Below are 22,216 nucleotides of genomic sequence, written 5' to 3'. Positions count from 1 at the left end.
TGGATACATAAACGGATTAGAATGAGGTGGCGATAAAAAATGGGCAAGGCTGGTAGACAAAAGGTGTACTTTAGTAAATTTAATCATGAAGCCTGGAACTTTTACATAGCGGCAACGAACAAAGGACTTTGTTTTGTCGGTTCGCTAAGTGGGCCAAAAGAGGAGATCGAGCAATGGTTAAAAAAGCAGTTACCGAATGCTGAATTGAAAGAAGATAAAAATAAACTCTCAGTATACTTCAATCAATTTAAAGAGTATTTTTCTGGTAAGCGGCAATCTTTTTATTTGCCCCTTGATTTATATGGAACGAAATTCCAAAAATCTGTTTGGACTGAACTACAAAAAATACCTTTTGGTGAAACAAGCACTTATTCGGATATTGCAGAAAAAATAAATAAACCGTCTGCGTTTCGAGCGGTCGGTTCAGCTATTGGAGCTAATCCAGTTATGATCGTAATTCCTTGTCATCGCGTGATTGGAAAATCGGGGAAATTAACTGGTTTTCGTGGTGGCTTATTAATGAAACAAAAATTACTAGCATTAGAAAAGAAATAAAAATTTGGAGGGGCGGAATGTCGAAAGGTTTTCTTCAAATATTTGAAAAATTGTATGCTTACTATGGACCGCAATATTGGTGGCCGGCGGACACCGTTTTTGAAATGCTGATTGGAGCTATTCTTGTACAAAACACAAATTGGAATAACGTTGAGAAAGCTTTAATACGTTTACGTCCAGTTTTACACCCTGAAAAAATAGCAAGTTTAAAAACGGATGAATTAGCAGCATTAATTCGGCCTAGCGGTTATTATAATGTGAAGGCTAAAAGAATCAAAGCGTTTTTGGCGTGGTTTAAAAAATATGATTACAATATTGATAAAATTAAACAACTTAGTTTAGTGGATTTGCGAAAACAATTATTAAACATTCGAGGGGTAGGTAAAGAAACAGCAGATTGTATGCTTGTATATGCCTTTGAAAAACCGATATTTATAGTAGACACATATGCGCGAAGACTTTTTAAACGAATCGGTTTACAAATGCCAGATGATTATGACGATTTTCGAACTCAGGTAGAGGCTTCGTTACCTGATAATCCAAAATTATATAATGAATATCATGCACTTATTGTTGAACATGGAAAAGTTCATTGTAAAAGAAAACCGATTTGTTACGAGTGCCCGCTTTTTCATGTTTGTGATCAGCAAATAGAAGATAACATTACATAATAGTGGAGGAAAATTTCATATAGTTGGACTGAACTTTATTATTGACAGGGTAGGAAGAGTTGGCGGTCGACCCCAACGGAATCAGCAAAAGCTTTTGTTCCGAAAACGTAAGCGTCAAGAATACGGGTCGAAATCCCCGTCCATACGCTTGCACGCTTAAGGTAGACAAGGCCGTGCCACTGGATGTGCCTCCGCCAACGTAATGATCAATACCTGTATTTGAAAAAGAAAATTATTTCCACCAGTCATCAAACGGACTTGCAGGAACATGTCTTTTATGTTCGGAGCGAATATACAAACTTTCAAGTCGTTTTGCAGTTTCTTCAGATATGGTTTTGCCCTCTAAATAATCGTCAATTTCATCGTAGCGAATACCAAGTTCTGTTTCGTCTGCTTGACCCGGCTTTTCATCTAAAAGATCTGCTGTCGGTTCTTTCATATATAGACGTTTGTCAGCGCCTAGTTCAATTAAAAGGGAACGTCCTTGTCTTTTATTTAGCCCTGTTAATGGTGTGACATCAGCACCGCCATCACCATATTTCGTAAAGAATCCCGTAACTGCTTCGGCCGCATGATCTGTACCTATGACAAGCAATCCATGCATCCCGCCTAGTGCGTATTGAACAACCATTCGTAATCGAGCTTTTACATTCCCTTTTTGATAATCAGAAATTGCTTGCCCATCTGTCGTTTGATAACTGTCCGCAAAGGCATCAACAGCAGCCTTAATATTAAAAGTTTTTACTTGATCTGGTTTGATGAATTTGATTGCATGTTGTGCATCATCTTCATCTTGTTGTGTTCCATATGGGAGACGGACAGCTATAAATGTCGCCTCTGTTCCCTCAGCCCGTAATTCTTCTACAGCTAGTTGAGCAAGTTTTCCTGCTAAAGTAGAGTCTTGCCCGCCACTAATTCCTAGCACAAACCCTTTGGCTCCTGTTTTCTTTAAGTAACGTTTTAAAAAATCGATACGGTTTCTAATTTCTTCTTTAGGGTCGATCGTTGGTTTAACATGTAAAGCTTTAATGATTTCTTGTTGTAGACTCATAATTTCCTCTCCTTATAAAGCGAATTACGAATACAATAATTATAACAGCTTTCTGGAAGTAAATAACGTGGTTCGCCTCCTAAGGCAAATTCTTCACGTATATAGGTAGAACTAATTTCCATTGCCAAGCCTTTATCTATTAAGTGAAACGTTTGACCATCATCATTATTTCTTAAAATTGGTGATTTCGATATTGCCTTTAACATATCAATTCCGTCTCTTGCCATAACAATAAATTTATTTTCTTTGACTAATGCTTCAGCATGGCTCCATTTTCCTTCACCGATATCTACTAATAGGTCCGCACCCATGATAAAATAGATATCATCATTTGGATATTTTTCTTTGAAATAGTTTAATGTTTCGTAAGTTGTGAGCTTCCAAGGGTCTTGTTTCATTTCGTAATCGTCGGCAGAAAATTTTTCGTTGTCTTTGATGGCCATTCGAATCATATTCCAACGGTGATGATCTTCCGTATATAATTTTTTATCTTTCCGCTTACTTGAACTTGGTAAAAAAATGACACGGTCTAATTTGCATCGATGGGCAACAGTACTTGCCGTCCATAAATGGACATTAGTGATTGGATCAAAGGCTGAACCGTATATGCCAATTTTAGCCATTTTCTATCCCCCAAGGTGTTTTTCACTTTGTTGAGTTAGGTTTAAAAAGTGTATTGTTGCATTAAAGTTATTTAATTTATTTTCATTTTTGCTACTTTTGTTTTAACTTCCTCAATTTTTTGCATCTTATTATCCCAACATGCTTGACTTAGATCGACTGGATATTGTTCAGGATGAAGAGTTCGTTTATATTCATCCCATAATAATTCCAAATTTTCTCGTGCAAAACTTCTGATTTCTTCAAGATGAGGCATTTCATACACAAGCTTACCATTTTCAAATATCGTATGATGTAATTCCCTTGCCTCAAAGTTTGTGACAAACTTACTTATATACGTATGAACCGGGTGGAACATTTTTAACGGTTCTTCTTCCTGAGGATTTTCATAGTCTAACGCGATATAATCACCTTCGGATTTGTTATTTCCTTTATTTATAATACGATAAACTCTTTTTAAACCTGGAGTTGTCACTTTTTCAGGATTTGCACTTATTTTTATCGTATCTTTCATTTCACCGTTTTCATTTTCAATAGCAACAATTTTATAAACGGCGCCTAATGCTGGCTGATCATATGCAGTAATTAATTTTGTTCCAATACCCCATATATCAATTTTTGCCCCTTGCGTTTTCAAGTTCATGATTGTGTATTCATCTAAATCGCTCGATGCGGAAATCTTTGTGTTTGTATACCCGGCTGCATCTAACATTTTTCGTGCTTGTTTAGACAAATATGCTAAATCACCGCTATCTATGCGAATGCTTTGAAAATTAATTTTATCGCCCATTTCTTTGGCTACTTTTATCGCATTCGGTACACCTGAACGGAGAACATCGTACGTGTCAACTAGGAAGGTACAATTTTTATGACTTTCAGCATATTTTTTAAAAGCTGTATATTCATCTTGATAAGCTTGAACCATTGAGTGAGCATGAGTTCCAGCGATTGGAATTCCAAATAACTTTCCAGCACGAACATTAGATGTTGCATCAAATCCGCCAATATATGCAGCTCGTGTGCCCCAAATCGCGGCCTCCATTTCTTGAGCTCTACGTGTACCGAATTCTAAGGCAACATCGTCCCCGATAATTTGTCTAATTCTTGATGCTTTTGTTGCAATGAGTGTCTGGTAATTAACAATATTCAATATCGGTGTTTCAATCAGTTGTGCTTCAGCAATCGGTGCTTCTATGCGAAGGAGCGGTTCATTTGGAAATACCATTTCGCCTTCCTTCATTGCTTTAACCGTACCGGTAAAACGCATATTTTTTAGATATTTTAAAAAGTCTTCCTCATATCCTTGCTCTCTTAAATAGGAGAGATCAGTTTCAGTGAAATGAAATTCTTTCAGGAATTGAATGACCTTTTCCAGTCCTGCAAAAATGGCATAGCCATTACCAAAAGGAAGTTTTCGAAAATACACTTCAAAAACAGCTTTACGATTGTGAAAGTTATCGCGCCAATATGTCTCTGTCATATTAATTTGATAAAGATCGGTATGAATAGATAAACTGTCATCGTTGTAAAAGTCAATCATGGTAAACACCTCCAAGGGGAAATAAATGAATATGCGAACATAAATCTACACTACTTCTGCTCCAAGGGTATTCGTAAAGTGTTGCAGTGCCCAATCATGACCTGTTTGATTAAAGCTTGCAACCCCATTTTTATGCACAACGATTTTAAAGCCACGGTTATAAGCATCGATGGCGGTATGTAATATGCAAATGTCTGTACATACACCGACAAGATGGATTTCCGTAATGCCACGTTCTCGAAGTTTCATTTCTAAATCCGTTCCTGCAAATGCGGAATATCTTGTTTTATCAATCCAATAAACATTGGGTTTTTCTTTACTTTCTTCCCAAACATCTTGCAATTTACCGTATAACAAGCGACCTGCCGTTTTTTCGATATTATGTGGCGGGTAAAGTTTCGTTTCAGGATGGAGATCATCATTTTCTTTATGCATGTCTATAGCAAATACAACATAATCGTTATGATCAATAAATTTCTTTGTTAAACGGATAATCTCTTCTTCAATAGCTTGCCCAGGTTCTCCACATGTTAATGCACCGTTTTCAGCAACAAAATCATTTGTATAGTCAATATTAATTAAAGCTTTCATTATTCATTATTCCTCCTAACATAATTTTTACAATACTCGATATGAAGATAAGGTGATTGAATCGTTTGCTTATGATAATGGTTAAATATAGTTGTTGTCTCCTTTTGTTGTGAAAAACTGAACTTAAACAGCATCATTTTGTTTACGATTTTTTTAAATACTGTACAAAAAAGTTTATGATTTTGTGTTGTGAACAGCTAAAATTATTATATTGTAAATTTTCTTAAAAATAAATGGTTGTGACTTTAAAATATGTAAAAAAGAGGGCTCCAAAAGGAGCCCCTAAGAAGTTAATCTTCTACAATTTCTTTTCTATTTTTCTTAAATAGTTTGGATAACGTCTCATAAACGATAGGAACAATAAATAAGGTTAAGATTGTTGACGATACTAGACCACCGATGACAGTAACACCTAAACTTTTCGACATAAATGTGCCTGTTGTGCCAGTTGCTTCAAACAATAGTGGAATTAAGGCACCAACTGTTGCAATAGCCGTCATAAGAATTGGACGTAGTCGTGTGCTTCCAGCTTCTAAAATGGCTTCGCGCATTGACATTCCATTACGTTCCATACGAATAATTCGGTCAACTAATACGATGGCATTTGTTACAACAATCCCTATTAACATAAGCATACCCATTAATACCATAACAGATATAGTTTCACCGGCTATCCATAGACCGATTATTGCACCGATTACTGTAAATGGTAAGGAGAATAATATGGTAAATGGTGCTAATCCTTCTCCGAATGTCACGACTAGAATAAAGTACACAATTAATACAGCGGCAATCATAGCTATACCTAATTGTGTAAAGGCCTCTTCCATATCGGCTGTTACACCGGCATTATCAAGCTCAACCCCTTTAGGTAATTCAATGTCAGATAATTTATCATCCACATCTAATGCTGCTTTTGATACATCTTCATCGAGGATGGTACCTGATACTGTAGCGTAGTATCTTCCTTTACTTCTATCTAAGTGACTTGGTACAGATCCTTTTTCAATTGTAACAATATCACCGAGGCGGACTGTATCACCTGTTGGAGTAGGTATCATTTGGTCGAGCATTTCATCAAATGTTTGCGGCATTTGTTTATCGTGTTTAATTATAACATTTAAGTCGTCACCATCTTTTTCTACGGTGGTTAATACTTCTTCAGAGCGAACTGGATTTAACATCATTAATATTTGACCGGCCGTTAAACCATATTGCAACAATGTTTCCTGTTCGACACGAATAGAGTATTCTTCATAGGCTTCATCAAAACTTGATGAAACATCTTCTAGATACTTGCTTTCTGCCATTACAGCTTCAATTTCTTTTGTAGCAGCTTCTAAGTCATCTAAATCTTCACTATAAACGTAATAACTTAATTCATTACTTGCAATACCGGTCATGAAGTTTTGACTTTTCCATTCGCCGGAATGATTTAAGTTTTCAAGATAATCTTCTACTTCTTTTTTCACTTCTGGGAAGTTGTTCATTTCCTCATCAAAAACAACGAACATCAGTGATCCGCTACCGCCCATCATAGCAGCTTCTACACTCGTATTGTCGGTCACTGAAAATTGAACAGCTGTAACATCGTCAAGGGAGAGCATTTTTTCTTCAACTTCAGTTACGTTTTTCAACGTTTGTTCTTCCGTATCCCCTGGTTTTGGTGTGTATGTAATATACATTACTTTCTGTTCATCATTTCCTAAGAAACTGAAACCAACAAGAGGTGTTAACATTAAACTTCCAACTAAGGCAGCGATCGCTACGATAGATGTAATCACTTTATGTTTTAAAGTCCAGTGTAAAGCTTTTTTATAAATTTCAGCTAAGCGACTTGGTTTTTTCACCTTTTTCTCTCTTACATTTTCATTGTACAATTGCTTTTTAAACAAAGAGTGTGAAAGAGACGGCACAATAGAAATCGCAACAAGTAAGGATGCACCGAGCGCAAGTGCCATTGTTAATGCAAACGGTACAAACAATTCACCAATCATGCCACCAACAAATAGTAATGGTGCAAATACAGCAACCGTAACTAATGTAGAAGAAAGAATAGGTTTAAACATTTCAATAGTTGCTTCTCGAATTAATGCACGACCGCGTAATTGTTCACCTTTTAAATGTAATCTGCGGTAAATATTTTCTACAACGACAATTGAATCGTCAATAACTCGCCCAATTGAAATCGTAATTGCGCCAAGTGTCATAATATTTAAGGTCATATCTAAATAGTCTAATATGAGTAAAGCTGTTAGGATGGATACTGGAATCGATATGATCGAAATAATAGTTGAACGGACATCCCTTAAGAACAGCAATATAATTAATACCGCAATTCCACCACCGAATAACGCTTTACTTACCATTTGTGAGACGGAATTTTCAATCGGTTCGCCTTGGTCAAATGTATAATCAACCTCTAATCCATCTAGTTTTTTTTCATAATCTTTCATTAAATCCTTTACAGCATTGACAACTTCAACCGTATTTGCTTCTTGGCCTTTAACAATTTGTACAGTGATAGAGTCTTCACCGTTCGTACGAGAGATCGATTCTACTTTACCAACTACTTCAATTGTTGCGATATCACCTAATTTAACAAATGGTAATGGTTGTGTTTCTGTCGGTGTTACAGGAATTAACATTTCTTTTAAATCTTCCGCTGTAGTGAATTTTCCGTCTATGCGAACGGCTTGTTCTCCATCTTCAAATTCAAATAAACCAAGAGATACATCTAAATCTGTTGCTTTTATGATATCTTTTACATCATCTTTAGTTAAATCATATTGTGCTAGTTTCTCCTCATCAAAGGTAAGTTCGACTTCTTCAATATGTTGACCAGTTGTAGTAGCTGAGGCAACACCTTCAATTTGCTCGATTTTTGGTACTAAAATATCTTCTACTGTTGATGTCAGTTCAACAATGTCTTCTTCAGTACTACTAATGCTTAAAACGAGAACCGGCATCATATTCATACTAATTTTTGTGATCATTGGTTCTTCTGTGTCTTCAGGCAATGTTATCGTTTCGAGGGCATTTTCAATTTCTCGTTTGGCTATATCCAGATCTTGTTCATAGTCATACTCAATTTGAATTGTAGACATACTTGAATAGGAGTTCGAATAAACGGCACTTACACCTTCCAAGCTTTCTACTGCTTTTTCAATCGGCATCGATACCTCTTCCATGACTTGTTCCGGCGTTGCACCAGGATAAACGGTATTTACGATTAAGTATGGAACAGATACATCGGGAATCGATTCCATTTTCATTTTTGAACCGGAGTATATTCCCATAAATATGACTATAAATGTAAGTAACCATACGGCTAACTTATTTCTTATGACAAAATTAACAAGTGATTTCACGCTACACCTACCCTTTCTTGACAAAAATAATAACAATCCCTATAATAAATGACTAAATGGTCAAATGTCAACTTTTCGTGAAGTGAGGAGCAAAGCATTGGATAGAAAACAATTAATTATGGAAAAAGCAATTGAATTATTTGCTGCTAGAGGTTTTGAATCGACTTCTGTTCAACAGATAACAGAGCATTGTGGAATATCCAAAGGTGCTTTTTATTTATCCTTTAAATCCAAGGATGAATTGATTCTTGAAATTATTGATTATTTTATGAAACGATTCACAACAGGAGTTGACCGGGTAGTCAGAGAAAAGATAGATCCTAAGCAAAAACTATTTAATTTATTCTATTATTTATTTGGCGAGTTCCAACGTCATTCTGATTTGGCGAAAATGTTTGTCCGAGATCAACTCCATTCATTGAATGAAGAATTATTAATAAAAATTTACCGTTATGATCAATTAATGAATCAATCCATCCTTCAATTGTTAGAAGAATGTTATGGTTCTAAAATTCAACATACAAAATATGAATTACTATTTAATATTAAAGGATTAATGGACAATTATTCTCATATTATTTTTACTTATCAAATGCCTATTGATGTTAGACTTTTGTCGGACGTATTAGTTGAAAAGACAAATATATTGGCCAACTATTCCCAAAAGGTATTAATAAATGAAATAATGTTTACCAATATGATGGAAAAAATGAAATTTCATCCTCAAAACGTTGAGGAGTTTATAGAAATAGAAATTAAGCATTTACTTAATTCATTGACCGATACTTTAGAGTTGGAATCCGTTGAAATTTTACAAAATGAATTAAAGAAATCAAACCCAAGTCATGCGATCATCTTGGGAATGTTAGAAAATATGAAAAAAAATAACCAATGCCATTGGCTTATATACTTAGTGAATTTAAAACTGTGTCCAAATAAATAAGAAAATTGGGGACCCAGTTTAATTGAAACATTGGTAGGTAAGTATATTTAACTAAGGAGAGCCTGTGTTAAAGATGTTTTGTAAAAGTGTTGAATCGTTTTTCTAAAATGAAGAATGGATTTAACACTTTTTATGTTTCTACAGTTAGATTCATATCCTAGATATTGGGAAATATTTCACAAAGGTTAGCAGCAAAAAAATAAAAAGAAATACTCAGCATGGAAGAAATAGGAGTGGATTTAAGATTTTGCCTTTTTTAGTTTTGTAAAGAGGCCTTAACTTTTTCACAGGTGATACAATGTTTATTTTGTATAACGGTTCGCATAGCAACTAGCCACAAAGGCCTCAGGCTTGATTTTCGGTTCAACACCAATGGATTCCATTCTAGCAACCATTTCATTTACAAATATTCTAGTTTTATTTCTACGGCCTGCTCCAATATCAATATGCCCCTCAATTGTAAAACTGGCGCCTTTATATATATGAGGTAGTACAATGTTAATTAGTTGTTCTTTTCTTTTTTCAGTAAACATTGAAACGATTTCTTCAGTCAATGTCGTTTCATAAGATATCCGTTCATGTAAATTGTTCATTTTGCGTGGGACCACGACCTTACGAATACACGCCCAGGCTCCTTTTGTTTCACACTGAATCACTATCCCTGTAATAAACTTCGTGTAGCTGTGGTGAACTTGTGAGTCTGTACCAAACATAAGCTTAAACCTTCCGGTTGGATCTTTTTTCATAAAATTAACAATATGTTGAAATACTTGTTCAAACGTCATCTTTTTTTGGCTTAAATTTTGAAAAGTATAATCGTAAACGGTTAATTTTTTCATATATTCCCTTCCTTTTTTGTCAGGTTACTATAGTATATTGCTTTATTATTAGTATAGTTAAACGAAACCACATCATTCGTTAAAAAAATGTAAAACTAAAGAATGTGCATATCTATACAAAACATAGTTTAATATGTTACATTCTAAATAATCAGAAATCTGTGTCGGGTTAACAGCTTGAAGAATAATTTGTTCAAGTCATTCTATTTCTATTGATCTATTAAAAAAATTCTTTGATTATGGCTTTGGATTGAACTACTTTTGAACTTAAAACAATCTATTAGCAGGTGTAGAAGGAGCTTTATTAAGAATACGTTTAGGTTTAGGACATATATAGAAAACGCTCCTTTCAAAAATAAATTTTAGAAAAGAGTTGATTCGAACATAGAAAGATCATTGGGGAAGTGGACAAGGATTCGCAGGTAAGCATCAGTGCTAATTGGGGGGATAAGTGATAAATAAGGAAATGATTGATGCGAGAGACTGTATGTAATGAATGAAAAATGGACGGTGATTTTATGAGAATTGTTTCCCTTTGCCCGAGTAACACAGAAATACTCGTTTGTTTAGGGCTGATGAATCAAATTGTTGGCGTGGATCATTATTCAGATTGGCCGAAAACGGTAAAAAATTTACCCGATTTAGGTCCTGATCTTCACATTAATATGGAGAAGGTAGTCCAACTTCAGCCCGATTTAATTGTTGCTTCAAAAAGTGTTCCTGGAATGGAAAAAGTTGTTGAACAAGTACGCGAATTAAATATTCCATACCTTGTATTAGAACCTTACCACTTGGAAGATATATTTGACAATATCATTGAAGTAGGGATTGCTACAGAGCGATTACGGAAGGCAAAACAAGTGGTGGATGAAATGAAAGCTAAAATAGAGTGGATTAGTGAAAGGGTACCAAAACTTGAGAGGGCGATCAAGCTATATTGGGAGTGGTGGCCGAAACCTGTCATTTCTCCAGGTGAGAAAAATTGGTTAACCGATGTGTCCGAAATTGTTGGAGCAAAAAATATTTTTGCCGCATATCCTCATCCGAACATCCAAACAGACTGGGAAAGGGTGGCTCAAGAATCACCAGATTATGTATTAGCTGTTTGGACGGGAATTCCGATAAAACAAGTAAATATTGATCGAATCATAAGTCGACCGGCATGGCAAGGGAAACGGTTTGTCGAACGTGATCGTGTACATATTTTAGAAGAAGCCTGGTTCTGCCGGCCGTCACCGAGACTTATTACAGGAATTGAACATTTAGCACATATCCTTTATCCAAAACGATTTTTCGAAGCAACAAGCTTTTTATGATGATTTTTTATCGATTTGGAAATCACAAAGTGCAAATCGATTCCATTTTGTCGTGATGTTACCTTTTTTTAATGGAATGGCTTGTTTAAATAAAGGGCAGTCATATACAAAAGTATGATATTCACCGTGTTCACCACAAATATTTACCGTTTCTGGTAGCTTAGAAAAAAATTTTTCGTTTAGCGGTTTACCTAAAAACGAGACGGGTAAAACGTTTTGATCGATACAAACGGTTACAGCTTGGTATTTCTCATACAAAAACTTGTTTATTAAATCTTCCGGTTTCTTTTGCCAAAGGGGAAAAACAGCTTTCATTCCGATGTTCGAAAGCTGATTTTCCCGGTAGTGACGAATTTCTTCAATGAATAAATCCCCGAAAATAACCGTATCAACGTTATAATTTAAGTATTTAGATAACAACTTTTTCATTCTCTGTTCATATAATTGATTATTTGCATGGGGTGGAATGTATACATATTCAATAGGGAGTTCCAACATTTTGGCTTGTTCATCTAGTAACGCTTTTCGAACTCCGTGCATACTGACTCGTTTGTCGTCTTCAGTTAAAGTTGTTAACAGGGCAACAATTTCGTAGTCTTTATTTTTGTAAATTTCTGTAAGTGCAATAGCAGCATCTTTACCACCGCTCCAAGAAAGTAAAGCTTTTTTCATGGCTAACCTTCCTTTATTTTCTATTTCAGATTAAATAATACTTTCATTTATGAATGATTCGTTAGAAGAATAAACAAAACATGAATTGAACAGGGGAATTGTTTTATTCGAAATATGTATATCATAGATATCTTTGTTAATCCGACCTGTTTAGATTTCTCTATGATTCCCACCTATTTGAACGTTTGTTGATTGAGAATTTTTTTATTTTCTTCAATGGTTTCAATAAATTTCTCCATTGATGAAGTTAAATACGCATCGGCTCTTCGAATAAAAACGGTTTTTATTTTACTGTATTGGTCAGGGACTTCATGACATTTAATGAACCCGTTTAATTCCCAGTTTGTTACTGCAGATTTTGGAACAAAGGTAATGCCAAGTCCCATTGCTACACTACGTAATATAGTTTCCAACGTGCCAAATTCCATCACCTTATGTGGAGTAATATGTTGGTCGCGGTACCAACGTTCTAGCCTTGCACGATAGCCGCATCCTTTACTAAAACAAAGAATTGGTTCCTCTGCTAATTCCTCTAATGAGTGAAGTTGTTTATTCGCGATTAAAACAAGTTCTTCTTGAAATACTTCGTGGCTTACAATATCAGGATGAAACTCAGATTCAGAAACAAAGGCTCCGTCTAATTTATGATTTAACACATCTTGCTCCAAAGATTCTGTTACACCTGTATATAAAGATAAATCGACTTTTTTATATTGTTTTATAAAATAAGATAATATTTTAGGCAAATGGTAGACCGTTTCAACCGTGCCAATATCTAGTTTTCCAGAAGGTTCGTTTTTGCTTTGAACCGCTTTTTTCATTTCCACTGTTAGTAACAAAATTTCTTTACAATATTCTAATAGTTTCTTACCCTCAGGCGTTAGAGTCATCCCCCGGCGGTGACGATTGAACAGTACAGTATTTAGTTCAGTTTCAAGTTTGTTAATACGTGCAGTTATGTTTGATTGGACATAGTTTAATTCTTTGGCTGCTTTTGTAACGCTCCCTTTTTCAGCGACAGTTTGAAAAATCTTCAAGTCTTTTAGTTCCATAGTTTCCACCCCTTATAATGGATCGTAGTTAGATTTATATTATCAAAAAAAATGATGGATTTCATCATTTTTATTCATTTTACAAGATGTATAAAATAGTTAGAATTAAAAGTAGTTGACATCGTGTAAAGGGGGAAGGGAATTGAAAAACAGTGTTTTATTAGGTGCATTTTTATGCTTTATTGCTGCAGTATCATGGGGGGCAATGTTTCCAGTGGCACATGCTGCTTTTGAATATATTGCTCCCTTTTATTTTACAATTTTCCGATACGGCGCGGTCACAATAATTCTAGTTATCTTGTTATTTTGGAAAGAAGGAACACAAGCCTTTCGTTTTGAAGGTAAAGGTTTTAAGCTGTGGTTCTTTGGAACGATGGCTTTCACGGTTTACAATTTATTCATCTTTTGGGGAGAAGATTTGTTAGGAGAACCAGGGGTGATGGCTGCTTCAATTATGGAGTCGCTTATGCCAATGATTTCCGTTGTCATTGCATGGTTAATCTTTAGACAGAGTCCATATCGTTTCACGTTATTATGTGTATGTGTCGCTTTTATTGGGGCGCTGCTTGTCATTACCAAAGGAGATCTTAGAACGTTTTTTAGTGCGACAGAAGACATTATGCCGACATTCCTCATATTTATTGCGGTTATTGGATGGGTTATATACACAATGGGAGGAAGTCAATTTAAAGGTTGGTCAACTTTAAGATATTCAACACTAACTTGTTTGCTTGGAACCGTTACGGCAATTATCGTTACAATAGGTACAACTTTGACAGGATATACACCTGTACCGTCCTTTGAAGTAATTACGACTGTATCACCACACTTATTGTTTATGATTATATTTCCAGGTCTTATTGCTTTACTTGGTTGGAATTTCGGTGTTAGTATTCTATCATCCTTAAACGGACTGCTGTTTATTAATTTCGTGCCAGTAACTACATTAATACTTTCCATTTTCCAAGGAACACAAGTAACGCTTTTCGACGTTATCGGAACAATTTTAATTATTGCTTCATTATTATCGAACAATATATTCCTACGCATCCGTCAAAAAAAAGCATCAAACAAAAAGATGCAAACAAAAATTGCATAAGAAATATAAATTCACCCGTCTCTTTTGTTACAAGGGACGGGTTTTTTCTTCGTCGCTATTAAACTTTCAATTCATACTTTACCAATTGGAATTATTATATTATATTAATAAATGTTATACAATATATATTGTATAAAAATGAAAAGAGGAGGTACTTCTTTGGATACATTATTTATCATCATTAATATTGTTGTCCTGATTGCACTCATAATGGGCTTATTTTTCATGCAAAAGAAACATGTTTCATTTTCGAAGCGTGTTTTTACAGGACTTGGTTTAGGGCTATTATTTGGTATAATCATTAATTTAATATATGGTACAGATTCTTTCGTGACTGTACATACGATCGAATGGTTTAATATCGTTGGGTCTGGTTATGTAAAACTGTTACAAATGGTTGTTATGCCTTTAGTCTTTATATCAATTGTCGGGGCATTTACAAAGGTAACCCTTTCTAAAAACCTCGGTAAAATTAGTTTTTATGGTATAGGGATATTAATTATAACAACAGGTATCGCCGCTGCAATTGCAATTGCAACATCTATTGGATTTGGTTTAGATGGTATGGAACTGCAAGCTGGTGAAGCGGAACATGCTCGAAATCAAGAATTGACAGAACGTGCAGCGATGGTTGAGGATATGACAATTCCTGAACAAATTTTATCCTTCTTTCCGTCAAATCCATTTGCAGATTTAACTGGAGCTCGTCCAACGTCTACCATTGCAGTCGTGATATTTGCAAGTTTCGTTGGAATGGCATATTTAGGTGTAAGACGGAAACAGCCTGAACAAGGAGAACTTTTTAAAAAAATCATTGATGCACTTTATGCCATCGTTATGCGTATCGTTACATTAGTTTTGAGACTTACACCAATTGGTGTTTTAGCATTAATGGTTAAAGTAGCAGCAACAAGTAATTATGCTGCCATTGTAAACTTAGGAAAATTTGTTATCGCTTCTTATGTTGCTCTAATTGCAATGTTTATTGTGCATTTACTGCTGATAGCATTTGCAAAATTAAATCCAGTTATATTTGTGAAAAAAGGGATACCTGTATTAACATTTGCTTTTACTGCTCGTTCCAGTGCGGGGGCTTTACCACTAAATATTAAAACACAAACCGATGGTTATGGTGTTTCTGAAGGAGTAGCCAACTTTGTTGGACCATTTGGATTATCCATAGGTCAAAATGGGTGTGCAGGTATTTATCCAGCTATGTTAGCGGTAATGGTTGCTCCAACTGTGGGCATTCATCCTCTTGATCCAGGATTTATCATTTCACTTATTTTAGTTATTATGATTAGTTCCTTCGGTGTAGCTGGTGTAGGTGGCGGAGCAACTTTTGCATCTTTAATTGTTTTATCAGTTATGAATTTACCGATCGCGATTGTTGGGCTCTTAATTTCTGTCGAACCACTGATTGATATGGGACGTACAGCTTTAAATGTAAGCGGAAGTATGATGTCCGGTGTGTTAACAAGTAAGATTACAGGTGAATTAAATGAAGATGTATATAATGATAAAAATAGTTTAGATAAAGTGGTAGGAGTGTAAATTTTAAACAGGGCTTTTCAATGAGTCATCATAAGCGGATCCTTGGGAACCATTGGCAGAGACTCCAGTGAAAAAGCAGCAATTGTTCCGATAGGTAGGCCGGGCACACGAGGCGCGAAGACCCCGTAAACGCACTTGTGTTTAAAATGGGCTGTGACCGTGCTACTGGAAGTGCGTCCGCCAATGTACTTCTCCATGATCTCTAAAATCAGACTTTCTGACGAGTCTTTCTTTATAATAAAACATCGTAAAAGAAGAAAAATATAAAAATAAAGGCTGCAAAGGAAATTGCAGCCTTTTGATTTATGCCTGATTCATTTTTGTTAATACACCTTTAATGAGCTGTACAAATTTTTCACGAGCCTGTGCAGCCACATCAATTACCTCTTGATGACTTAATGGTGTTTCTAATATGCCACTTGCCATATTGGTTAAACAAGATATTCCTAAAACTTTCATATTTCCATGGGCTGCGACAATTACTTCTGGAACTGTTGACATGCCAACTGCATCAGCTCCAAGGGTGCGAATCATACGAATTTCTGCTGGTGTTTCATATGTTGGACCTGTCCACCAAGCATATACTCCTTCATGTAAAGTAATATTGCCTTCTTGTGCTACTTGTTTAGCAAGATCTTGTAAATTTTTATCAAATACTTGAGAAAGATCTGGGAAGCGTGTGCCAAGTTCATCATTATTCGGTCCGATTAGCGGATTTGCTCCAGCTAAGTTCAAGTGGTCGGTAATCAGCATTAACTCACCAGGTTGAAAGTCAGTATTTACAGCACCACATGCATTTGTGATAATTAGTTTTTCGATGCCAAGGGCTTTCATCACTCGAACTGGAAAAGTAACTTCATCGAGAGTAAATCCTTCGTAATAATGAAATCTTCCTTTCATTGCTGCAACGGTTACACCCATTAGCTCACCGATAACTAATTCATTAGCATGGCCAACTGCACCAGATTCTGCGAAAAAGGGAATATCGTTGTATGGTATTTTAACTGGATTCTTGATTTCGTCTGCTAAAGAACCTAATCCAGACCCAAGAATTAAGCCGACTTCTGGCTTTACGTTTATTTTACGTGATATATAATCTGCTGCTTGATAAATTTCTTGAACGTTATGCATTTATGAAGACCTCCATTTGTTGCAAATTAATAGTGCAATCAGTATTTTTCCACCAACTTAGAGTTTAAAGAAATAAATCTAGATTGTAAATAGCCAATAACATTTGGCTTGTAAAAAAGGAACTTCACATATAAACATTTATTTTTTAGCATGTCCAAATTTGCAATTCAGATTATCAAAGTTACTTTTATTTTTATTCCAACTCAAAAAGAAAATATTTATATATGAAACCTCTTGAAGTCCAAATAGTAAAGTTGCGGCTGAAAAGATTTTGAAGTGGATTTAATAAAAAAGGGACTCGTTACACCATTCATGACCTATACAAATGAGATAACAGATGGACGCTTCCACCAGATTTTCAATTGTAGACTCCTTAATAAATAAACGGCAAACAATAGGCTTGCCGTTTTACAGTAATCCATCTTGTTCAAATAAAAAGTCATATGGTATATCGATAAAAATAAATAAACTTTCTGATAAAGGAAAAGAATAGGTTCGGATAAGTTCATTTTTTTCAATATCGGTATACAAATCAGATAATAATCCTTTTTTCTCTATATTCATTCTAGCGATGTTTTCAAAAAAGAAAGGGCGCCAACTCCAATTTCTCATGCGTTCTTCCTGTCTAAGTTCCCAAGTACCGTCCATCCTTTTGACAGCATCGGCTGACACTTGAAGCCCTTGATCATTACATACATATACACGAAAAGCAAATGGTGAACATTTTTTACCAACGGCTAACGTTAATTCATCTAAATTTTGCTTTGAATCAATAGAACTTAATACTGTTTTAAATAATTGATGAATTCGATTCGTTAATGCCAGTTGGGCATGCACCTTTTTTCTTTCATAATTTATAAACTGCTGAAAATGTTGTTCTAACAAGTCTTTGCAACAATCTCTTGAAACGTATCCAGGTTCTGAACGATGTAAAAAATCTCCTTGATAAAAACGACCGCCGTTTCGCCAAGCGTAATTCAACTGATTATAGGAAGTAATTCCTTTAAACATTAAAGTGGCACCGATTTTTCGAGCCAGTAAGGAAAGAGAATGGTGTACATCTTGGTATAAATGAGGGAGATCCTCATCATTTAAAAATCCGACATCTACTTTTATGATATTCGGCTTTAGAAATGCTAAACGTTCGAAATTGCCATTTCGTTCACCTGTATCTTCAAATGCGATTTTTAAACCGTATGATTTCATATATTGAAAGACTTTATCAACAGATTGTAACTGATCATAAGAAAACTCATCCTTTAATTGAATGGCAATTTTATTTAAATTTATATTTTTATCATGATAACTATTTAGTAGATTGATCAAGTTTTCTCCACGGTCTTTATATAATATATTTCCATCATATCTAAATAGTAAATGTAAGGCATGTTCTGTTTCATTATTTAAATAATAATGAAGTGCTTGTTTTATAATGTGATTCATAACTTCAAGGAGGAATTCATCGGGAATTGACGGATCCTTAAAAAACCAGTCTAGGTTTTGCATACTTCCATCTTCTTTTTGAAAAAATGCAACCACTTCATATCCAGTTACTAGCTGCGTATCAGCTGAGATAATCGGCTTATAATATGGAATGATCTTATCCTGATTCAGTATCACATCAACAGGATCCATAATTTTCACCTCTATTCTTCATAATAATATTTTATTTCAATATAACAATATTTGGGAATAATCCTTCATTTAAAATTTAAAGTTACATAAAACAGAATTTTTCTACTTTAGTTACTATATTTTTGTTAAAATAAGGTTGTAAAATATAGTAAAAATGTAGTGGTAAAATTGATTTAACAAGGAATATCTGGGTTATGATTTGGGGGATTTTCAATGGGAGTTACAAAGAAATTAATATTTTCATACTTACTAATTGTATTCTTTATTATAATTCTCGGAGGAAGTGCTTTTTACGGATTATGGCATTTAGCTAAAAATGGGGACGAAATGTATTATAAGCGAGTTATTCCTCAAGGGGAAATTTCAAATATGACCCAGCTTGTGGAAAATACCAATGTACAAATGTTAACTTCTGTTCTTTATGAAGCGGAATCTTTTGCCGAAACGGCAAAAAATAGCATGTTAACTATCGATGATATTATCGTTCATTTGGACCAATATTCACTAAAAAAGGACGAAATGGAAATTATAGAAGCTATTAAATTAGATTGGGAAGTATATAAAGGCCACATTACAGACGCAATGCATTCAATTGAAAACAGGGAATTTACTGAAGCTGAATATCTATTACAAAGAAGTCATCCGTCATATAATCGTCTTAGTATAAGTTTACAATCGTTACAACAATTAAATCGAGAATATGCAGAAGCATTGAATAAAACGAACGGAGATATTTTTGAAAGACTACTATTGATAATCGTTATTCTAAATGTTTTTGCAGTCATTTGCGCAATTACGATTGGAGTTTTCATGGGCAGATCAATAGGAATTCCTCTAAAAAAGGTAACGAAACAACTACAAAAAATAGCGAAAGGAGACTTGACTGGAAAAACTTTAGATGTGAATCGGAAGGATGAAATTGGTCTCCTTATCAACGTTACAAATGAAATGAAAGCTATTCTTCATGACATATTAAATAAAATATCAATTGTATCAAAAACGGTTCATCAACATAGTGTCGAATTAAAACAAGTTTCAAACGAAGTAAGTGAAAGTTCAAATCAAGTAGCAACCGCAATGCAAGAGCTAACATCTGGATCTGAGACTCTTGCTGGCCATGCACAAGAATTGGCATTAGGAATGGACAACTTTGTACATGAAATTCTGCAAACAAATGAAAAAGGTGAATCTATAAAGTTATCTTCTTTTGAAGTATCCAAACTTACAGATGCTGGAAAGAAAATAATGGATTCTTCCGAAAGACAAATGGAATCTATAAACGGGATTGTAAAGGATGCGGTAGGAAAAGTTGAAGAGCTAGCAAATCAAACTCAGGAAATCTCTAAATTAATTGCGATTATTCATAAGGTCTCTGAACAAACGAATCTATTAGCGCTTAACGCTGCTATTGAAGCTGCCCGAGCTGGTGAACACGGGAAAGGTTTTGCAGTCGTAGCTGAAGAGGTGAGGAAGTTATCAGAACAAGTTGCTTCCTCTATAGCGGATATAACCAATATTGTAGAAAATATTCAAGAGCAGTCACAAGCTGTTCGTGTATCATTACAAAATGGGTATATTGAAGTGGAACAAGGTTCACAAATGATAAAAACAACTTCAGAAGCTTTTAAAGATATTGATGAATCTATTGAGCGGATGGTTTTAAATATCAAAGAAGCTGCTGAAAGACTAGCAAATGTAACAGCAGGTAGTAAAGATATGAATCAATCCATTGAAGAAATAGCTGCGATTTCAGAACAATCAGCCAGTGCTGTGGAACAATCGTCTGCAAGTACACAACAAATTAACAGTTCTGTTGAAGAAGTTGCTGGAAGAGCAAAAGAACTAGCGACACTATCGGAAGAATTAAATAATGTCATCAAAAACTTTAAATTATAATGTATATAACAATTAAAAGGGCTAACTCCATTCAATGGAATTAGCCTTATATGCTTATAATAGTAAACTTTTATCTATATTGTCTTTTAAAATATTAATGACACCTTGATTTTGTTCCATTGTGCCGATTGAAATGCGGATGCCATTGGCCATTGGACGAACTATATACCCTTTTTCAATGAATTTTGTGAAAACAGCTTCTGGATTTTTTGCGTGGATAAAAATAAAGTTCGTTTGTGATGGATAATAGGAAATTCCTAATGTATTTAATTCTTGTTCAAAAAATAGAATCCCTTTTCTAGTTTCTTCTACTGTGTATTTGATGAAGTCTTGGTCTTCTAAGGCGGCAGCGGCTGCTACTTGTGCAAGCGTCGATGTGTTGAAAGGTAAGCGGCCGATATTGAGTTTTTCAATTAAGTTCTCATTACCGACTGCATAGCCGATACGTAGGGAAGCTAGTCCATAGGCTTTTGAGAATGTCCTTAATACAATTAAATTTTTGTAATCCTTAATGAATGGAATTGTTTGCGGATAATCTTCTGCCATTACATATTCGTAATAAGCTTCGTCTAATACGACCGTCACATGACGGGGTATTTTTTGTAAAAAGTTCATCAACTCTTTTTCTGATACATAAGTTCCTGTTGGATTATTTGGGTTACAAATCCATACAATTTTAGTTTCATTATCAATAGTAGAGGCCATCTCGTCTAAATTAAAGTGACCATTGATGAGGGGAACTTCGCGTATTTCAGCGCCTTCAATAACGGCATGATGTTTATATTGCACAAAAGTTTGATCAGCCGTTACAATATTACTTCCTTCGCATAATAAAACGCGACTTAAAATTTGAATGACTTCATCCAGTCCAGCACCAAATAACAATTCTGTTTCTTTCACATTTACATGTTCAGCTACTTTTTTACGGAGGAGTTCTGCATGACCATCTGGGTAAGTAGATACTTCTTTGAGTGCTTTATTAACAGCTTGAGCAATTGTCGGAGAACAACCGAAGGAGTTTTCGTTTGAAGCAAGTTTTATTACATTGTCAACATTGTATTCCCTTTTAATCTGTTCTGGTAATTTCCCCGGTTTGTATGGTTGTAATTGTAAGATTCTTTCTTTCATGGCCCTCTCCCTCATTTCTAAATTAATTCTTTTAATATATATGCAAATGAATATGCAAAAAATCCCTACTGAAATCAGTAGGGACGAATCATCCGCGGTACCACCCTAATTGTGAAAAAATTTCACCACTCTTATATATAACGGTTTATCACCGTCTTTTCCTATTGAATAATAGAAAAAGAAGCTCAAGGAATGTAATTCGTGTTCATCTATGTACTGATTTGCATCAACCATCAGCTTTCTGAAACAGGGAGATAAACACTACTAAAGTCCTATCATTGCATACTTATTCAAAAATTATTAGAAATATTATGTAATTGATTATAGTTTGATTTCCTTAAAGAGTCAATAATAAGTTTATTTTGTACATTCTACAAAAATGCTTAAAAGTTTTGTGTTGGGGATAGGTTATCAGTCTAAAATTCAATGGGGCTGTCCGAAAAGTCAATTTTTAATTGACCTTCGGTCTAGCCCTTTTGCTATTTAATGGTACAAAAAAATCGTCCTTTTTTGTAGAATGAAATGTAGAGACAACATTCAACAGAAAGGAC

The 22,216-nt window shown here is 34.9% G+C and carries 18 protein-coding genes and 1 other annotated feature; of the genes, 7 read left to right on the top strand and 11 right to left on the bottom strand.

Annotated elements, in window-relative coordinates; genetic code table 11:
- Positions 1 to 39 precede the first annotated feature (39 nt).
- Together OEV82_RS06975 and OEV82_RS06970 are read left to right on the top strand one after the other, a co-directional pair.
- Positions 40 to 555, top strand: a complete 516-nt coding sequence (locus OEV82_RS06975) for a methylated-DNA--[protein]-cysteine S-methyltransferase (protein ID WP_263061425.1) — start codon at positions 40 to 42, stop codon at positions 553 to 555.
- A gap of 17 nt (positions 556 to 572) precedes the next feature.
- On the top strand, positions 573 to 1,226 hold the full coding sequence (locus OEV82_RS06970) for an endonuclease III domain-containing protein (protein WP_173658687.1): 654 nt from the start codon (positions 573 to 575) through the stop codon (positions 1,224 to 1,226).
- 232 nt (positions 1,227 to 1,458) lie between these two features.
- Here the strand turns inward: OEV82_RS06970 and nadE are convergent, their stop codons facing one another.
- The 5 genes from nadE to OEV82_RS06945 all read right to left on the bottom strand — a co-directional run bounded on the left by nadE (position 1,459) and on the right by OEV82_RS06945 (position 8,400).
- Complete coding sequence (gene nadE, locus OEV82_RS06965; protein WP_263061424.1) at positions 1,459 to 2,277, bottom strand: ammonia-dependent NAD(+) synthetase; 819 nt, start codon at positions 2,275 to 2,277, stop codon at positions 1,459 to 1,461.
- Positions 2,274 to 2,900, bottom strand: a complete 627-nt coding sequence (nadD, locus tag OEV82_RS06960) for a nicotinate (nicotinamide) nucleotide adenylyltransferase (RefSeq protein WP_173658689.1) — start codon at positions 2,898 to 2,900, stop codon at positions 2,274 to 2,276. The genes nadE and nadD overlap by 4 nt, the downstream gene beginning before the upstream one ends.
- Positions 2,901 to 2,971: 71 nt before the next feature.
- Entirely contained in the window at positions 2,972 to 4,438 is a 1,467-nt protein-coding gene (locus tag OEV82_RS06955) for a nicotinate phosphoribosyltransferase (protein WP_263061423.1), read from the bottom strand.
- A gap of 45 nt (positions 4,439 to 4,483) precedes the next feature.
- A complete protein-coding gene (locus OEV82_RS06950) occupies positions 4,484 to 5,032 on the bottom strand; it encodes a cysteine hydrolase family protein (protein WP_173658694.1) in 549 nt (182 codons plus the stop codon).
- 287 nt (positions 5,033 to 5,319) lie between these two features.
- Complete coding sequence (locus OEV82_RS06945; protein ID WP_263061422.1) at positions 5,320 to 8,400, bottom strand: efflux RND transporter permease subunit; 3,081 nt, start codon at positions 8,398 to 8,400, stop codon at positions 5,320 to 5,322.
- Positions 8,401 to 8,497: 97 nt separating this feature from the next.
- Between OEV82_RS06945 and OEV82_RS06940 the strand changes: the two genes are divergently transcribed.
- Positions 8,498 to 9,343, top strand: coding sequence for a TetR/AcrR family transcriptional regulator (locus OEV82_RS06940; protein WP_173658692.1), 846 nt, complete (start codon positions 8,498 to 8,500; stop codon positions 9,341 to 9,343).
- Positions 9,344 to 9,645: 302 nt separating this feature from the next.
- Here the strand turns inward: OEV82_RS06940 and OEV82_RS06935 are convergent, their stop codons facing one another.
- Entirely contained in the window at positions 9,646 to 10,182 is a 537-nt protein-coding gene (locus tag OEV82_RS06935) for a ribonuclease H-like YkuK family protein (RefSeq protein ID WP_173658693.1), read from the bottom strand.
- Positions 10,183 to 10,700: 518 nt separating this feature from the next.
- Between OEV82_RS06935 and OEV82_RS06930 the strand changes: the two genes are divergently transcribed.
- Entirely contained in the window at positions 10,701 to 11,498 is a 798-nt protein-coding gene (locus OEV82_RS06930) for an ABC transporter substrate-binding protein (protein WP_173658086.1), read from the top strand.
- On the opposite strand, the gene OEV82_RS06925 is transcribed toward OEV82_RS06930, so the two are convergent.
- Both OEV82_RS06925 and OEV82_RS06920 read right to left on the bottom strand, forming a co-directional pair.
- Positions 11,493 to 12,170, bottom strand: coding sequence for a Dph6-related ATP pyrophosphatase (locus OEV82_RS06925; RefSeq protein ID WP_173658087.1), 678 nt, complete (start codon positions 12,168 to 12,170; stop codon positions 11,493 to 11,495). The genes OEV82_RS06930 and OEV82_RS06925 overlap by 6 nt on opposite strands.
- 173 nt (positions 12,171 to 12,343) lie before the next feature.
- The gene (locus OEV82_RS06920; protein ID WP_263061421.1) at positions 12,344 to 13,222 is read right to left on the bottom strand and encodes a LysR family transcriptional regulator; all 879 of its coding nucleotides are present in this window, start codon (positions 13,220 to 13,222) and stop codon (positions 12,344 to 12,346) included.
- A gap of 142 nt (positions 13,223 to 13,364) precedes the next feature.
- Here OEV82_RS06920 and OEV82_RS06915 point away from each other — a divergent pair, with 142 nt between their 5' ends.
- Both OEV82_RS06915 and OEV82_RS06910 read left to right on the top strand, forming a co-directional pair.
- Entirely contained in the window at positions 13,365 to 14,321 is a 957-nt protein-coding gene (locus tag OEV82_RS06915; RefSeq protein WP_263061420.1) for a DMT family transporter, read from the top strand.
- 159 nt (positions 14,322 to 14,480) lie between these two features.
- Entirely contained in the window at positions 14,481 to 15,875 is a 1,395-nt protein-coding gene (locus tag OEV82_RS06910) for an L-cystine transporter (protein WP_263061419.1), read from the top strand.
- A gap of 303 nt (positions 15,876 to 16,178) precedes the next feature.
- On the opposite strand, the gene OEV82_RS06905 is transcribed toward OEV82_RS06910, so the two are convergent.
- Both OEV82_RS06905 and OEV82_RS06900 read right to left on the bottom strand, forming a co-directional pair.
- Positions 16,179 to 17,006 (bottom strand): purine-nucleoside phosphorylase, encoded by an 828-nt coding sequence (locus OEV82_RS06905; RefSeq protein ID WP_263061418.1) that lies wholly within the window; start codon positions 17,004 to 17,006, stop codon positions 16,179 to 16,181.
- Positions 17,007 to 17,414: 408 nt separating this feature from the next.
- Positions 17,415 to 18,641: an EAL-associated domain-containing protein gene (locus OEV82_RS06900; RefSeq protein ID WP_173658536.1), complete on the bottom strand. Its 1,227-nt coding sequence runs from the start codon at positions 18,639 to 18,641 to the stop codon at positions 17,415 to 17,417.
- 213 nt (positions 18,642 to 18,854) lie between these two features.
- Here OEV82_RS06900 and OEV82_RS06895 point away from each other — a divergent pair, with 213 nt between their 5' ends.
- Entirely contained in the window at positions 18,855 to 20,537 is a 1,683-nt protein-coding gene (locus OEV82_RS06895) for a methyl-accepting chemotaxis protein (protein ID WP_263061417.1), read from the top strand.
- Positions 20,538 to 20,591: 54 nt separating this feature from the next.
- On the opposite strand, the gene hisC is transcribed toward OEV82_RS06895, so the two are convergent.
- Positions 20,592 to 21,665, bottom strand: a complete 1,074-nt coding sequence (gene hisC / locus OEV82_RS06890) for a histidinol-phosphate transaminase (RefSeq protein WP_263061416.1) — start codon at positions 21,663 to 21,665, stop codon at positions 20,592 to 20,594.
- Positions 21,666 to 21,741: 76 nt separating this feature from the next.
- Positions 21,742 to 21,953 (bottom strand) — a binding site (T-box leader).
- Between the last annotated feature and the right edge of the window lie 263 nt (positions 21,954 to 22,216).

The sequence above is a fragment of the Pallidibacillus thermolactis genome, assembly GCF_025660415.1.
GTDB classification, from domain to species: Bacteria; Bacillota; Bacilli; order Bacillales; family Caldibacillaceae; genus Pallidibacillus; species Pallidibacillus thermolactis.
This window is presented reverse-complemented; position numbering and strand designations above follow the sequence as displayed.